The sequence below is a fragment of the Stenotrophomonas sp. NPDC077659 genome (assembly GCF_050268705.1).
In the GTDB taxonomy this organism is placed as follows: Bacteria; Pseudomonadota; Gammaproteobacteria; order Xanthomonadales; family Xanthomonadaceae; genus Stenotrophomonas.
Window position 1 is genome coordinate 1 of sequence record NZ_JBNNHG010000057.1, and the last position, 14,137, is coordinate 14,137.

15 protein-coding genes are annotated in these 14,137 nt (G+C 65.6%); 4 read left to right on the top strand and 11 right to left on the bottom strand.

All coding sequences use genetic code 11. The features are described 5' to 3' along the window. The first annotated feature begins 440 nt into the window (after positions 1-440). From ACQKDV_RS10230 to ACQKDV_RS10240, 3 genes are all read left to right on the top strand, one after another. The gene (locus ACQKDV_RS10230; protein ID WP_427783645.1) at positions 441-821 is read left to right on the top strand and encodes a hypothetical protein; all 381 of its coding nucleotides are present in this window, start codon (positions 441-443) and stop codon (positions 819-821) included. Positions 822-925: 104 nt separating this feature from the next. Beyond that, on the top strand, positions 926-1,318 hold the full coding sequence (locus ACQKDV_RS10235) for a hypothetical protein (protein WP_427783646.1): 393 nt from the start codon (positions 926-928) through the stop codon (positions 1,316-1,318). Positions 1,319-1,497: 179 nt separating this feature from the next. Next, complete coding sequence (locus ACQKDV_RS10240) at positions 1,498-2,163, top strand: hypothetical protein (RefSeq protein ID WP_427783647.1); 666 nt, start codon at positions 1,498-1,500, stop codon at positions 2,161-2,163. Here ACQKDV_RS10240 and ACQKDV_RS10245 read toward each other — a convergent pair. After that, a complete protein-coding gene (locus ACQKDV_RS10245) occupies positions 2,144-3,079 on the bottom strand; it encodes an HNH endonuclease signature motif containing protein (protein WP_427783648.1) in 936 nt (311 codons plus the stop codon). The genes ACQKDV_RS10240 and ACQKDV_RS10245 overlap by 20 nt on opposite strands. Before the next feature lie 637 nt (positions 3,080-3,716). Here ACQKDV_RS10245 and ACQKDV_RS10250 point away from each other — a divergent pair. Further along, positions 3,717-4,079 carry a glycine zipper 2TM domain-containing protein gene (locus tag ACQKDV_RS10250; protein WP_367381757.1) on the top strand — a complete coding sequence of 121 codons (363 nt, stop codon included), beginning with the start codon at positions 3,717-3,719 and terminating at the stop codon, positions 4,077-4,079. Positions 4,080-4,203: 124 nt separating this feature from the next. Here the strand turns inward: ACQKDV_RS10250 and ACQKDV_RS10255 are convergent, their stop codons facing one another. The 10 genes from ACQKDV_RS10255 to ACQKDV_RS10300 all read right to left on the bottom strand — a co-directional run bounded on the left by ACQKDV_RS10255 (position 4,204) and on the right by ACQKDV_RS10300 (position 13,841). After that, a complete protein-coding gene (locus tag ACQKDV_RS10255) occupies positions 4,204-5,325 on the bottom strand; it encodes an ABC transporter permease (RefSeq protein WP_427783649.1) in 1,122 nt (373 codons plus the stop codon). Next, positions 5,322-6,509 (bottom strand): ABC transporter permease, encoded by a 1,188-nt coding sequence (locus tag ACQKDV_RS10260; protein WP_427783650.1) that lies wholly within the window; start codon positions 6,507-6,509, stop codon positions 5,322-5,324. The genes ACQKDV_RS10255 and ACQKDV_RS10260 overlap by 4 nt, the downstream gene beginning before the upstream one ends. Next, entirely contained in the window at positions 6,494-7,507 is a 1,014-nt protein-coding gene (locus ACQKDV_RS10265) for an HlyD family secretion protein (protein WP_427783651.1), read from the bottom strand. Before ACQKDV_RS10265 ends, ACQKDV_RS10260 begins: the two co-directional genes overlap by 16 nt. Next, positions 7,500-8,906 carry a TolC family protein gene (locus tag ACQKDV_RS10270; RefSeq protein WP_427783664.1) on the bottom strand — a complete coding sequence of 469 codons (1,407 nt, stop codon included), beginning with the start codon at positions 8,904-8,906 and terminating at the stop codon, positions 7,500-7,502. Before ACQKDV_RS10270 ends, ACQKDV_RS10265 begins: the two co-directional genes overlap by 8 nt. Positions 8,907-9,000: 94 nt before the next feature. Continuing rightward, positions 9,001-9,237 carry a hypothetical protein gene (locus ACQKDV_RS10275; RefSeq protein WP_427783652.1) on the bottom strand — a complete coding sequence of 79 codons (237 nt, stop codon included), beginning with the start codon at positions 9,235-9,237 and terminating at the stop codon, positions 9,001-9,003. A gap of 208 nt (positions 9,238-9,445) precedes the next feature. Further along, positions 9,446-11,713 (bottom strand): hypothetical protein, encoded by a 2,268-nt coding sequence (locus ACQKDV_RS10280; protein WP_427783653.1) that lies wholly within the window; start codon positions 11,711-11,713, stop codon positions 9,446-9,448. Between the two features lie 56 nt (positions 11,714-11,769). After that, positions 11,770-12,474 (bottom strand): PilW family protein, encoded by a 705-nt coding sequence (locus tag ACQKDV_RS10285; RefSeq protein WP_427783654.1) that lies wholly within the window; start codon positions 12,472-12,474, stop codon positions 11,770-11,772. Beyond that, entirely contained in the window at positions 12,471-12,908 is a 438-nt protein-coding gene (locus tag ACQKDV_RS10290) for a hypothetical protein (protein ID WP_427783655.1), read from the bottom strand. Before ACQKDV_RS10290 ends, ACQKDV_RS10285 begins: the two co-directional genes overlap by 4 nt. Continuing rightward, the gene (locus tag ACQKDV_RS10295) at positions 12,892-13,401 is read right to left on the bottom strand and encodes a pilus assembly FimT family protein (protein ID WP_427783656.1); all 510 of its coding nucleotides are present in this window, start codon (positions 13,399-13,401) and stop codon (positions 12,892-12,894) included. Before ACQKDV_RS10295 ends, ACQKDV_RS10290 begins: the two co-directional genes overlap by 17 nt. 5 nt (positions 13,402-13,406) lie before the next feature. Then, positions 13,407-13,841 carry a type IV pilin protein gene (locus tag ACQKDV_RS10300; protein ID WP_427783657.1) on the bottom strand — a complete coding sequence of 145 codons (435 nt, stop codon included), beginning with the start codon at positions 13,839-13,841 and terminating at the stop codon, positions 13,407-13,409. Positions 13,842-14,137: the final 296 nt, after the last annotated feature.

The window sequence follows — 14,137 nt, forward strand, 5'->3', positions numbered from 1 at the left end:
CTTTGGAAATCGATCAATTCAACTCACGTGTTGCGCTTGCAAGTTGAGACCGCCCTTCCGTTTCAAGCCGGATGGTGTTTGGTTGAGGGAGATGCATGAAGATGATTGCGACTGCGGTTCCGATGAACACGATGAGCAGCTCAAGTTGCTGGGAAGAGTGGAGGAATGCCTGGCGGACGGTTCCATTGAGCATCACTCTTCAGGCTTTTATCTCGAAAATGGCGTAAGGCGCGAGTCCGATCGCTCACTCATGAGAGAAGTTCACGCTTCCCAGGCGGGGTAGGGCCGAAGGTAAGTGCGTGTGTTTCTTTTGGCGGCGCGTGCGACCTGCCGGGATACAGTGCCTGGTCCGCTGATGCGGGCGTCGCCCCACCGACGGATTGTTCACATGTGACTCCCCTGCGATAATGGGTATTGTTCTTGGAACTGAGCTTGTGTCCATGGAAGGCTATCTGCCGTTAGCGATTCTTGTGGTTGGAACGATCGTGTTCTTCATCCATCGAGGCAACAAGGACAAGCAGGTCCTTCAGGTGGTCGCCGGCGCGCTGTTCGCCAAAGCCGATCTGCTGGCGGCGCGCGGGGAGCAGCGGAAGTCTGAGGAGGTGCGTGAGCAGTGGCATGCACTGAATCGTGCGCGGGCCGCTCTGTCCGCCAAGCCCAAGTTCGCCATCGAGGACGCCGAGCAACGAGCTCTTCAGATGCTGGCCAGCACGTTTGTTCTTGAAGAGCTGATGATTGGCTTTGGCTCTCATCTTGAAGCCTACGATTCTCTTAGTCGCCTGGCTGGGAAGATGGAAAAAATCCGCAACGCGCGATCGTGAGGGGGGAGGGCTGGAGCGTTTCTGTCCCCTGATTCGCCGGCCGTTCCATCTCGCAACATGGAAGAGACATAGTGAAGAAGGGGAAGTTCGCTGGACTGCTAGTGATGGCCTTCGTGAGCGTCGAAGCACTAGCCAATACACATGCTGCACCCACGGCGGCCCAGCTCGCCCGTGAGATGGCTGAAGCGGTTGCGCCATCGCTGCCCATGCGCATCAACCAAAACTTGACGATGCAGACCGTGATCGCCGGCGGCAATACGATCACCTACACCGCCAATTTTTCGTATACGCGCGAAGAGCTGAATCGCGTTCTGGCTCAGTCCGGGAAGACCGATGCGGAAGCCCGGGCGATGATGCGCAACGCGGCGAAGGGCGGCGTCTGCGCTCAGGGTCCAGAGGGACGTACATTCGTGGCGCTTGGCGGGCGTGTGCGTTACTTGTATCGATTCATGGATGGCAGCCCATATGAGAGCATCGAAGTGGCGAGCTGCGACTAGTTTGAACCGGCTTGGCCAGGTTAGCCTTCCGCCAGTCAGTCTGGAAGCCGGGCCTGGTTGAGAAGGCATGCGGCGAGGCGTTGCTTGGCTGACTGTCCGCAGAAGTCCGGTATTGACGGGGGTGGTGAAACGCCCCTTTGTTGGTGTATTAGTTCGGAGTCAACAAGCCAAGGAAGGACATGAAGCAGATTCTGGGTGTTAAGTATGCATCGCCCCTCGAGCGGGAATATGAGGCGTGGATTGTCGCTGGCATTGAGGCCTATCTGAAGAACGTGGGCCTTCGATATGCCATCTGGGCGATCGGATCTTCCCAAGAGAAGGTCTGGCCCGCAGATGAGAAGCTCTCAGTCGGCTCGAAGATCGTTGGATTGCAGTTCAAGCGAGCCAAGCTTGCTACCAGCGGGGCAGTTGGAAAAGATCGGCTGAAGTGGACGTTTGACCAGCCTGCGGGCCAGCTCGCGTTGGTGAGCTCTACGCCGGAGATCTTCTATTGCTTGCCCACCTTCATCAACAGGGATCTGCGGTCCGAGGCATTGCATCACTGCCTCTTCTGGCGACCTGATCCTAGCGATTTGAACAACAACGCGTGGTATGACAACAGCGCGGCCAAGACGCCCTACAAGCAGTTGGATGAGAGCATGCGCTGGGGTCTCTTCTTCGAACGCTTGATGTATTGCGATATCGGTAAGAAGGTGGGGGGCAGTGGAGACGTTGATAGCCTTACGGCGAAAATCACCGCCTTCTACCAGCGCGATACGCTTCTCAGAGCGATTGACGGCGAGCGCGAGGGCAATCTCGATGGCGAGGAAGGAACCTATGTCCTGGTCATTGAGCGACCCGAGTAGGTGACATCCGTGCGGGCCGGCGGGCGATGCGGGATCCGCCGGCTCTCACCTCCCGTTTAGCGGCCTGCAGCTGGGCCAGCCGCCGAACAGAATCCGGGTTGATAGACAGCATTCGGGGAGCAGGAGGAAGGGCTGGGCCTCCGGTCATCGGAACGCGGTGATGATTGCTCGCCGGGTCGGTGACGCGGTGGCGCCAGCACTCCCGCCAGTCCTCTGAATCCAGCGGGGCATCGCCTGATACGTTCATAGGAACTACCAATCCGTGAACCTCGATCAGCGACCACACGGCCGCCAGAAACTCGCTGGCCGGAACCCGCAGAAGGGTCACCTGGCCCTCTGCCAGCACCTCTGCACCATCCCTCATCCGTAACGCAAGCTTGCTCTCACCCAGTGCCTGGTCATCCCCGGCACGGGTGCTCCAGCCCACCAAGCAAACGTGCTCCTCATCCACCAAACCCGACCATGCGCAGACCCGAAAGCGGGGCTTGTCGAAACGGGCGGACAGGTGGGCCAGCAGCCGCTCGCGCGTTGAGTGACGGTTCAAGGGGGTGAAGTGGTTGTCGGCATACAGCAGCGCAGAGCGCCGCCGCTCCAGTAGCAGGGCCACCCGTTCAGGTGGGGCAGATGCTTGCCAGTCTGACCAACTCACTACGTCGCGCAGGCCCTTCCTCAAAGCGCAGGAACGGCAGGAAGGCACCCAGTTTGCGATATCGGAAGCGGGGCCGCCCAGTTGCTCTGGAATCAGCGCCAAAACAGTCCATGACTTGGGAGAGGACAGATCCAGCGGAGCCGAGCAGAAGGCGCAGGCGTTTCGGAACGCTGCCCGGGCAGCGTCGCGCTGCCACTGGGGTGCCTTCGTTCGGCCTGGCGCCTCTGCCTCACAGATGGCCTGAAGGAAGGGCGCGAGGTCAAACATGGATCATTCTTAAGTGGTTCGGGACTGGCCAAGTCCCCCCTGGGCCAACCTCGGTTTGATGTGCGAAGGGGCGGGGCAGTAGGTGGGCGGAAGAGAACGAGCGGCGATGACTACACATGGCGGGTTCCTTGGCAGGCGGGGGAAATGAGATATCTCCTTTCTAGCGCGGATCGTAAGAAGGGCAAGGGGAGGGCGGCTTGGTCCAATGTGAGGGCCTGGCCAGAGGCGAGTGGATCTGTCGGGGTTTCAAGTACATCGACGGCGAGGGTAGGGTCCGTACGAAGCCGCGTCTCAGCCCGTGCGATGCGGCGTGCTTAGAATGAAGTATGGAACCTACGTCCAAAGCCGCATTGCCTCGTGGCGCTGTAGAACAGGCGGGGCAGCACATCCCTTCCACTGCGACGCATAGCTCAAGCGCTGGGGATGATCTCGGCATAAAAGCTGTTGATGCCAGTGATCGCACGTCCGTTGATCTGCAGGTTCAGGGTCATACACGCACTGTAGGGCACGCGCTGCCAACGCCAGCGTCGCAACGCTGAACGCCGGATGGCCGTTCAGGCGCTAGCGACCGATATTTCACCTTCGGTTGGCGCTGCGGCCGGGAGACTGGACGCACATCGAATTACAGGAGATCGCCATGAATACCTCCCTTCGCGTTTTGCTGCTCGGCAGCCTGATGGCGGCTTCGTCGGTCGCCAGTGCACAGAGCTACGGCCCGCGCGATGAAGGCCGCAGGTTCAATGATGGCAGCCGCGTGGTCTGCAAGAATGTGGAAGTGCAGCGCAACTCGCGTGATCCCAACCGTATTGCCGGTACTGCCACCGGTGCGGTGGTTGGCGGCCTGCTGGGCAACCAGGTGGGCGGCGGCAATGGCAAGAAGCTGGCGACCGTGGCGGGTGCCGTGGCTGGCGGTGCAGCCGGTCGGCAGATCCAGGGCAACCACCAGAACAAGACCGGTGACCGCGTGGTCGAACGCCGCTGCGAGCGCGTCTACCGCTGATCGACACGAGACCTGACACCCGCTCCCTTCCACGACGCGGTACCCCGAACGCCGGCCCCAGGGTCGGCGTTCGTCGTTGCCGAACGGGGGACTGGCGAGCGGGGACGGAGGGGATTAACCCGGATTAATTCCCTCCGTCCCCTTTCTGGCTGTGCAGGCGCCAGAGGGCGAGGCTGCCGTAGAGCAGCAGCAGGATGCCGAGGGTGACCAGTTCGTGGCTGACATCGGCCACGCTGGCGTCCATCTGGGTCAGGCGCACCATCAGGTTGATGCCCGAAGTGGTCGGCAGCAGCTGTGACAGCCAGACCAGCGGCTGCGGTGTCATCACCGTGGGCCAGGACAGGTTGGACAGGAAGAACAGCGGGATGGACGTGGCGATGATGTACTGGAACGCTCGTTCGCGGGTGCGGAAGAAGCTGCCGACGAACAGGCCGAACGCCACCGTGGCGGCGATGAACAAGGTGCCGCCGAGCAGCTGGCCCAGCGGATTGCCGCCACGCGGGTAATCCTGCACCCAGGCGGTGAAGCCGGTGTAGTAGAACAGACCGAACAGGCCGATCAGGCCGAACCCCAGGGCCATGCCGGCCAGCGTGGGCAGATCGAAGCGCAGGCGTCGGCCCAGTGCCAGGCGGCGGCCGCCGAGCAGTACGCCGATACCCATCAGCAGGGTCTGGTGCACGATCAGCTCGGCCACGCCGGGAACGATGGCGCTGCCGTAGCCTTCCTGCGTGTTGTAGAGCGGCCGTTGTACCAGGGTGATTGGGGGGGCCTGTGGTACGCCCATGAAGGCGGCCTGGGTAACGACCGCCTCGCGCCCGAAGGATCCCAGCGCGTCGGCGACGCTGCCCAGCACCCAGCTGGCGCGGCCCAGGTAGGCACCGTTGCCGAGCAGGACCAGCTTGGCCGGATGGCCACGCAGGATGTCGCGTTCCAGGTTGGCCGGGATCAGCACGATGCCTTCAGCATGGCCTGCTTCCAATTGTTGGCGCGCGCTGTCGATGTCGTGCGGCTGGCCGACCACCCGTGCCACGCGCAACGCGTCCAGTTTGCGCAGCAGTTCGCGGCTGGTGGCGCTGTGGTCTTCATCGACCACCAGGAGGGGCAGGTTGCCGGCCACCTGGTGACGATAGGCGGCCGGGTAGAAGAATGAGTAGAGAATGACCGCGCCGATCATCACCACGATGGCGTAGCGGTCCAGCAGCACCGCCATCAGCGTTTGCCGCAGGCTGGCCCAGACCGCGCTCACGCGTTTGCCCCGGCCGGGGGCGCGGCCTGCGGGCTGCGGGCGAATGCCAGCAGGCGCCAGCCGCCCAGGCCGCCGGCGATGACGATCATCAGCAGCAGGGTGCCCAGCGGCCACAGCGAGACCGCCAGCGGCGCACCGACGAACTGCTGCTGGGTCTGCAGCTTTATATAGGCACTGAGCGGCAGCAACAGATGCCAGATGCGGGTGAACAGCGGTGCGTCGATCACCGGGAAGGTGGCGCTGGAAAAGGCCAGCGCGGTGCCGATGCTGAGGCCGACGGCCGACAGCGCCGTGCCCATGTCGCGGGTGACGCCGATCAGGAACAGGGCGTAGGCCGCAGTGGCCAGGTAGAACAGCGGCTGGCCGATCAGCAGCAGGAGCACGCTGCCGGCGATGCCATCCCCGCGCAGCCACGCCAGGTAGGCCACGCCCACGGCGCCGTACACCGAAAACAGCAGGACATACGGCGCGACCTTGCCGGCGATGGCCGCCCACGCGGTGCCACCGAGCCAGCCGGGCAGGGTACCATCGCGGATCTCGCGGCCCAGGCTGCCGGCCACGGCAAGCGCCAGCACCAGCGACAGCACGGCGGGGAAGATCAGGGGCAGCAGGAACAGCTCATAGCTGCGCGCGGGGTTGTAGAGGATGTCCGACTGCACCGCGATCGGCGCGGCGCGCAGCGTACCTGGGCCGACCTGCAGGGCGATGCGTTCCCGCAGCAGGCGCGCGTTCCAGGCGGCCACGGCATCGCCGATGTCGCGCGCGGCAGACTGGCCGGTGGTCATGTAGGTGGCGTTGTAATAGGCGAACACCGTTCCCTGCTGGCCGCGCAGCGCCTGCCGGGTTACGTCGCGCGGCACCAGCACGATGGCATATACCTGCAGCCGGCGCAGCTGCGCGCGGGCTTCTTCGATGTCCACCGGCTGGCTGGCTACGCGCACGCCGGGGCTGGCGTCGAGCATGCGCAGCAGCAGGCGGCTGTCGCTGCTGTGGTCCAGGTCGACCACGGCAATGGGCACATCGCGCATTACCGAGGGGCTGAACATCCACGCCATCAGTGCCAGCAACAGCAGCGGCAGCACGGTGACCAGCAGCAGATCGGCACCGTTGCCGCGCAGCGTGCGCAGTTCGCGCCGCCACGAGGCAGCGAAGCCGCCGTTGCCAGGGTTCAGTGCTGGGGCCATGCGAACAGCACGCTCATGCCGGGGCGGAAGCCCTCGATGCGGCGTACCGGGCGCACCCGCACCTCGAAGCTGCGGACGTCGTAACCCGACGACTGGCGGGTGGTGCGCCAGGTTGCGTAATCGCCAGCCGGATTGATGAAATACACCTTGAATTCGGCCTCATGGTCGAGTGCCGGGATGCTGCCGCGCAGTGTGCTGCCGACCTTCAGGCCCTGCATCTGCGATTCGCGCAGGTTCATCGACACCCACATGCGGTCGATATCGACCAGAGTGAACACCGGGTAGCCGGCCGGCACCAGCTCGCCGGGATCGGCCATGCGCTTGTTGATCTCACCCGCAACCGGCGCGCGGCCTTCCACTTCGGTGCGTGCGGCGTCGACTTCGGCAACCGCCCCCTGCGCCTGCTGCACCTGGCCCTGCGCGGCACGCTTGTCCTGTTCGCGCGCCCCGGCCAGCGCCATGTCGTACTGCGCGCGTGCCGCACGTGCCAGTTCGCGCGAACTGGTGGCCTGGGCCTGCGCTTCGTCGCGCTTCTGCCGGGTCATCACTCCTTCGTTGAACAGGTTCTGCACGCGGCGGGAGGTGGCTTCGGCCAGGGTGGCACCGGCCTCGGCCCGCTTCCAGTTGGCTTCGGCGGCGCGGATATCCTCGCTGCGCGCGCCGGCGTCGGCCTTGTCGGCCACCGCCTGTGCGGCGGCCAGTGCACCTTGGGCCTGCTGTTCCTTGGCGGCCACTTCCGGGCTGTCGAGCAGGAAAACGATCTGCCCGGCCTGCACGCGGTCGCCTTCGCGCACCTTCAGTTCGGCCACGCGCGCGGTGATCTTGGCCGCGACGTTGAGGGTATCGGCGTCGGCCATGCCCTGGATCTGGTCGGCCGGGCGCCGCCAGGCCAGCCATAGGCCCAGCACGACCACGGCCAGCAGCACCACCACCAGAATGATGCCCACGCGGCGCTTGCCGGGCGGCGTGGTGGATTCGTCGTGCAGCACATCACTCATGGTCGATCACCTCGTCCGCACGGCGCCGATAGTCTTCGAAACGGTCCATCTGTCCACTCACTTCCAACAGTTGTGCCAGGGCGATGTCGTACTGGTAGGCTGCCTGCGCCCGTTCGACGCGGGCGCCGCCCAGGCCCAGCCGAGCATCGATCACATCCAGCGAGGTGGCCTGGCCCTCGCGGAAGGCCAGTTCCTGCAGGCGCAGGTTTTCCTGGGCCTGTGCGATGCTGCTGTCCAGCAGCACGAACTGCTGGCGTGCGCTTTCCAGTTCATTCCATGCCTTGCGCACGCCGAGGGCCACCTGGTTTTCGGCTTCGCGCAGACCGGCTTCGGCCTGTTCCTGCTGCGCGCGCGCTGCACTGATCTGTGCCGGGCGCGAGCTGGGCGAGAGGAAGGTGTACTTCAGGCCGATGCCGAAGGCCCAGTCCGGGTCGGTCAGCATTTCATCGCGGCGGCGGAAGTCGTACTGGCCGAACGCAAAGATCTGCGGCTTCAGCTTGGCCTGCTGCACGCGTACACCCTGTTCGGCCTGCGCGACCATCGCCTGCAGGCGGCGTATCTGCGGCTGCCGTGCCTGCGCGGTGCGTTCGAAGCTGGCCGCCGGTTCCAGCGACGCGCGGTGCACGAACAAGGGCGACAGCGGCTGCACGTCGCCACCGCTGCGCAGCAGGGTGGCCAGCGCAGCCTTCAGGGTGGCCAGGTCGCTGAGGGTCTTCTGGTACTCACGTTCGGCCTTGTCGCGGGCGACGGTGGCCTGCAGGCGCTGCGCGCGCGTGGCAAAGCCCTCGCGTTCAAGTTTTTCCGCATCGGACAGGTGGCGGTTGAGACCGTCGCGCACGTCGCGGCGCACGTCCACCGCCTGCTCGGCCAGGCGTTGGCCGAAATAGGCCTGCGCCAGCTGCACGGTGAGCGACTGCCGCTGCGCCTCGCGTTCGGCGCTGGCCTGCTCGCTTGCCGCGCTGGCCGCGCGCTGCGCCGCAGGAATCACGCCGCCGGTGTACAGCGGCAGCACTGCGGTCACCACCGGGCGGGTGCGCCAGTCGCGTTCGGTGAAGGTCAGTGGCGAGTCGATGCCGTAGGCCTCGGCCACCGGCGCCAGCGAGCCCAGGGGCAGGGTCAGGGTCTTCTGGAACTGCAGCCGGCGGACTTCGCCAGTGATCTCGGGCAGGCGCAACAGGCGGGTCGCTTCCTGCAGTTCCTGCTTGTTGCGCACGCCGGCATCGGCCGCGGCCAGCGCATCGGAAACCTGTTCCAGCCGTTGCCGTGCCTGTTCCCACTGCAGTGCAGGCACCGCAGCGGGGCCGGCAATGGGCTGGGCGAAGCCGGCGGCCGTCGGCAGCAGGGCAAAGGCCAGCAGTGGCCAGCGTGCGCGGTGGCGGCGCGGGGAAAGACGTTGCAGGTGCACGTCGGGTCGGTCGTCCGTAAAGAGTCCGGCAAAAGCTAGTTGATGTACCGTGAAGCCGTTGTAGGTTCGCGAGCAGGGCGGTGTCATGTCAGCGCAGGGTATCCGCTGTGGTGCTGCGCAGCGCCTGGGTGAGGTGCTGCGGGGTGCTGGAAGGGACCGCCGCGTGCTGCCAGGACAGCGGGACATCCAGCCAGCGGCGTGGTTCCAGTATCACCACCTGGTCTGTGGCCAGCGCCGGCGCGATCAGGGATTCCGGCGTCAGGCGCCAACCCAGCCCACGTGCGGCCGCGTCCACCGAGCCGATGGAGGAGGGCAGGTAGTGCATGGGGGCTGCAGACGCGCATGCGCGTCAGGCAAGGCAAGAAGCGCGTCTGCAGGTCATCCCTGCGGTTGCACACGATCAACGGTGCCAGGGCCTGCGCATCGACCTGCATGCCGCTGCCGAAGCAGCGCCGCGCGGATGCCGGCGAGGCGATGGCGTGGCAGCGCATGGCACCGAGCGGATGTACGTTGCAGCCCTTCCACGCCGGGGCCTACAGGTAACGGCTCCAGCGCACCGTGGCCGAGGCGGCGGTACCGGGCGTGGTGACGGGGGCCTCGCAGATGCCGGGCTGGTAGTGCTGGTCACTGTGGGTGGGCACGGTGACCGTGGCCCCGCCTGAACCGATGGCCGTGTTGCTGCCGGCGGCGTTGCTGCCTACGGTCAGTGTGCCGTTGATGACCGTGCGCGCGGCGTTGTTGCCCAGGCCGCGGCCGAGCAGCACGTTGCCGTTGATGGTCCAGCTGCCGAAGGTCGCCTGGCCTTCAGTCACCAGTGCCATGTTCGCCGTCGGGATGCCGCGATGGCTGACACCGTCGGCATCCTTCCATTCGGTGAACTGCGGTGTGGCACCGGTCATGTCGCACAGCTGGGTGGGCCGCAGTGCGCCGCTGCAGACCTGGGCCGGCGTGGCGAAGTTCGGTGCGGTCAGTACCCAGTCGCTGCCGGAGGTGGTCAGGTTGACCGCCCCCTTGGCGATGATGGTGTTGATCAGACCTTTGACACCGTCATTGCTGGTCATGCCCTGGCCATCAAGGATGAAGTCGTTGTCGAACCAGGCGACGCCACGCGGGAACGCGCGCAGCCCCTTCAATGACCACGCATTGCTGGCGCTCTTGTCGCGGAAGCAGTGAGCGCTGGCCTGCGGGTAGACGTTCCAGTTGCAGGCCAGGAACTCCTGGTCCAGGCCCGGCAGCCGCCGCAGGTCGTCGGTCATCAGGTTGTACTGGCCTGCCAGTGAGCGTCCGTCGGCAGTGGTGACATTCTGGATCGTCAGCCGTGGCGCATCGTCCTTCCATTCGAAAATGTAGTTGGCCGCGCCCCGGTAGTTGCTGACGTCGATGGCGTTGACCCGGGTGTCGCAGAAGGGAATGCCCGGCAGCCCCGGCGAGGTGCCGGTCTGCTGCTCGCGCAGGCTCTTCGGCAGCACCGAGGGATCGGCCACCGCTTTGGCGCCCTTGGCATCGCGCAGTATGCCGGCGATGTCGCCACTGCCGATGGTCGGGTAGCCGTACCAGTAGTTGCCCTGTTTCGCGATCAGGTCACGGCCGCCAATGATGCGATCAAAACGGCCCTGGGTGATTTCCAGATCGCCATTGGCCTGCACGGTGCCGAACACTCCGTCATAGCCGCTGATCTGCACCAGATGGCCCCACGTGGTGGTGATGGTGGGCGAGGCTACCTTCACCGTGCCACCGGCGATGCCAACCGCGCGGAAGGTCAAGCGGTCGGGCAGCGGCGTGCTGTTGCTGCCGGACAGGCGCGCGGCCGCTGCCGCACCGGTGACCGTGCCGTTGCTGCTGTCGATCTGCGCGCGCGGCAGGTCCAGCAGGAACACATCGCCGGTCGCCAGGGTGATCGCCACCGGCATGGTGGCGGCGGGCACCACCGTGCCCACGCTCCAGGGCAGGCCGCCGCTGACGGTGGAGGGCACCAGCCGCCCGCCGACATCGGCGGTACCGATGCGGGTGCCACCGTTGTAGACCTCGGTGCTGTAGGCGCCGGCCTGCACCGCGGTCAGGCGCCCGCCGCTGGTGCCCTGGGTGATGGTGATGTTGCGTGCCCACAGCGTGGCATCGCTGGGGGTCTGCATGGCATCCATCAGCAACGTACCACCGGCGAACAGGTGCCCCCCGCTGACCACGCCACCACCGTTGAGGCTGATGTTGCCGGTGGCGCACCCTGAAATCATCGTGGAGCTGGAACCGTTCTGGGTGATGTTGCCGTTCACCGCGATCTGCTCGAAGCCGTCCGCATTGCGTACGTCCAGTGCGGCGCCGCCGATTTCAAGGTTGCCGTTGAACACCAGCGGCGCCACCGGAATGACCGCGCACTGGCCGCCGCCGCTGCTGCTGCCCGCGCCGGCGCCGATGTCATAGACCACTTCCACCGTGGCGCTGGTCGTGGTTGCGCCGGTGCCGGCCAATGCGGTGATGCTGACCGTGGCCTGGAAGGCGCTGCCCGTACCGCTGAAAGCGGTGATGCGGGCGTTGCCATCCGGGATGCCCAGCTCGCCCAGGCCCTGCACGGTGGCCGGCAGCACCAGCCCGCTGCCGGAGGCCCATTGGCTGAGGGTGGTGCTGTCGACCGCTTCAAGGTAGCGACGGACCACTTCCACCCCGCGCCAGGCCGCTGCCTGTGCTGCGGTGACCGAGTGCGTTGTGACCTGGCGCTGCACGTTGCCGCGCAGGGCATAGATGGAGCCTGCGACGGTGACTGATACCGCCAGGCCGACAGCCAGCACGATGTACACCGTGGCCATGCCACGCTGCCGGGACGGAAACGAAGCGTGGGGGCGCAGCATCATCCGGGGGCCTCTCATGGAGTGGCCGGCTCGGCCAGGTTGGGCAGGCAGACACTGAACAGCACATCGCTGCTGGACTGCTGCAGACTCAGTTGCTGTGCCGAACCTGCAACCGTGGCTTGCTGGCCGAAGGGCAAACAGTTGCGGGTGGTGGCCACGAAGCGGTAACCGTCCTCGCTTGCGGACGGCAGAAGGGTCAACGCCCCCGTCTCGCGGTCGCTGCCGGTCAATGCCGAGCCATCACGCTGGGTAGGGGTGAAGAACGCGGCGCTGCCTGCAATCGGCTGCAGCAGCAGGTCGTTCCAGGTCTGCCCGGCGACGTCGCTGCAGGCTTTGGGGGGCAGATGGTAGAGGCCGCGTTCCACGCCGCCTTCGCTGTCGTCAACCAGCCGCAGCCCGGCACACTGGTCGGCCTGGCCGAGCGCAGGCTTGAAACGCCAGACCACCTGACGGCCCTCGTCACTGATGGCCAGCCGCGTGGCAAGCGGTTCATCTGCGGCAATGCCGAAGCCGGCCTGCTGCAGATCGATCTGTGCCGACAGCAGCGCCGAAGCTACCTGGCCGTCGCGCTGGGCTGCACGCGCGGCGTTGCCGCTGCTTTCGATCATGTTCTTGTACATCACCAGCATGGCGGCGATGGACAGCAGTGAAATGACCAGGCCCACCATCACGCCTACCAGGCTCTGGCCGCGTTGCCGACGCGCAGGAGAGCGGCTCATTGCCGACTCGACAGGCGCAGATCGACGGCTGCGTCATCTGCCTGGCTGCCGTCCAGTTCCAGATCCTGCGCCTTCACGGTCAGGTCCACCTGGGCGGGCGCGTCGATGTCCAGCAATGCACCGGCCACGCCAACCTGCAGTCGCGGCTCGCTGCCGCAGCTGACCGTGGCGGTACGGCTCAGCGTGTCCGACAGCGGCAACTGCAGGGATGCGCTGGCACACAGGCTGATGCCACTGGTCTGCAGCTGGTTGCGCAGCTGTCCCACCACCAGCCGCTCGACCTTGGTGGTGCGCTGGTCCTGCATCAGCCGTGCCTGCACGTGGGCCAGGCCGGCGGCGATGATCGATGTCAGCAGTACGCCGATGAGAGCTTCGAGCAGCACTTCGCCACGCTCGCTCCGTCGGTGCAGGCGGTGGTCAGAGCAGATCGACATACAACGGATCCTGGTTGGCAAGACCAATGGCGATGCGGTTCAGCGACTGCGCGCTGTCGGTGCAGCCGGACGCGCCTGGCAGGCGCAGGCCGCGCATGTCGAAATTCAGGCAGTCGAACCCGGGATGGCCGGTGGCCTGCATGGCCGCTGCATCGGCGTAGCCGTCGTGGTCGGTCAGCTTCAGGCTGACCCCTGCACGCAGCGGGGCGGTCCACAGCGGGGCATCGACCCCGGGCACCACCACTTCCAGCTGGCCTGCGCGCATCTGCAGGGTGGCCGCCGGCGTGCCCATGGCCCGCGCCTGCGGATTGCGCAGCGCGATGGCCCGTGCCTGCGAAACGCCTTCCCACAACAGGCTGCGGGCCTGCATCTGGCGGTTGCTCTGCACCCAGTGCGCGCCAAAGGGCGCGGCAGCCATCAGCAGGAACGCGACGATCGACAGCGTGATCATCAGCTCGATCAGGGTGACACCCTGCTGGCGCAGGCGGGGCATGCGCCTCACCAGTCCGATACGCCGACGGAGCTGCATTTGCTGCTGACCGAGCGGGCGAGCGTGGCATCCAGGCTCAGTTCGCAACCGGCCGCCTTGCCCAGCGCATCTCCCGCCGTGGCCTTGAGCGAATAGCTGCCACCCTCGGAGCTGTAGGCGAAGCTGAAATCGGTGCTGCGGGAGGCCGGCGCCCAGCCACGTTCAGCCTGGGCCTGGTCGCTGGGCACCCCGAGGGTGCGCTGGCGGAAGTTCTCGATGTTGGCCGACAGGGCGAGCAGGTCACTCTGCGCCAGGCGGATCTTCGAACGCAGCACGTAGTTCTGGTAAGCCGGCAGGGCGATCATCGACAGGATGGCCAGCAGCGCCACGACAATCATCAGTTCGATCAGGGTGAAGCCGGCGGCGTGGCGCGCGGCCTGGGGACGAATGACGGTGGGGTACATGCCTGTCCTTTCCGTGGACACCGTTTTCATGTTGCGTCGCAACACGACGTGCATCCTTCACGATTGAACCGCCTCACATGGAGCTGGGCGGCGCCAAACTGCTGAAGCAGAAGAGAACACGCACAACCGCGCGTATTCTACTTTGTGAAGTCTATCACGTAAAAATTACAATTCCATCCCAGTCAGGAATGTCAATTGGTGCGTCGCAATGCCGCTTTGTGTAAGCGTCAGGCCTCCGGGCCGGTAGCGTCGAGCTTGCTCGACCGCGTGGAAAGCAGTCGAGCAAGCTCGACGCT

What these genes read in the sequence shown, in the direction of transcription:
- ACQKDV_RS10230 (WP_427783645.1), top strand. Translation starts at nt 441, where the DNA reads ATGGAAGGCTATCTGCCGTTAGCGATTCTTGTGGTTGGAACGATCGTG.
- ACQKDV_RS10235 (WP_427783646.1), top strand. Translation starts at nt 926, where the DNA reads ATGGCCTTCGTGAGCGTCGAAGCACTAGCCAATACACATGCTGCACCC.
- ACQKDV_RS10240 (WP_427783647.1), top strand. Translation starts at nt 1,498, where the DNA reads ATGAAGCAGATTCTGGGTGTTAAGTATGCATCGCCCCTCGAGCGGGAA.
- ACQKDV_RS10245 (WP_427783648.1), bottom strand. Translation starts at nt 3,079, where the DNA reads ATGTTTGACCTCGCGCCCTTCCTTCAGGCCATCTGTGAGGCAGAGGCG.
- ACQKDV_RS10250 (WP_367381757.1), top strand. Translation starts at nt 3,717, where the DNA reads ATGAATACCTCCCTTCGCGTTTTGCTGCTCGGCAGCCTGATGGCGGCT.
- ACQKDV_RS10260 (WP_427783650.1), bottom strand. Translation starts at nt 6,509, where the DNA reads ATGGCCCCAGCACTGAACCCTGGCAACGGCGGCTTCGCTGCCTCGTGG.
- ACQKDV_RS10265 (WP_427783651.1), bottom strand. Translation starts at nt 7,507, where the DNA reads ATGAGTGATGTGCTGCACGACGAATCCACCACGCCGCCCGGCAAGCGC.
- ACQKDV_RS10275 (WP_427783652.1), bottom strand. Translation starts at nt 9,237, where the DNA reads ATGCACTACCTGCCCTCCTCCATCGGCTCGGTGGACGCGGCCGCACGT.
- ACQKDV_RS10280 (WP_427783653.1), bottom strand. Translation starts at nt 11,713, where the DNA reads ATGGCCACGGTGTACATCGTGCTGGCTGTCGGCCTGGCGGTATCAGTC.
- ACQKDV_RS10285 (WP_427783654.1), bottom strand. Translation starts at nt 12,474, where the DNA reads ATGAGCCGCTCTCCTGCGCGTCGGCAACGCGGCCAGAGCCTGGTAGGC.
- ACQKDV_RS10290 (WP_427783655.1), bottom strand. Translation starts at nt 12,908, where the DNA reads ATGTCGATCTGCTCTGACCACCGCCTGCACCGACGGAGCGAGCGTGGC.
- ACQKDV_RS10295 (WP_427783656.1), bottom strand. Translation starts at nt 13,401, where the DNA reads ATGCCCCGCCTGCGCCAGCAGGGTGTCACCCTGATCGAGCTGATGATC.
- ACQKDV_RS10300 (WP_427783657.1), bottom strand. Translation starts at nt 13,841, where the DNA reads ATGTACCCCACCGTCATTCGTCCCCAGGCCGCGCGCCACGCCGCCGGC.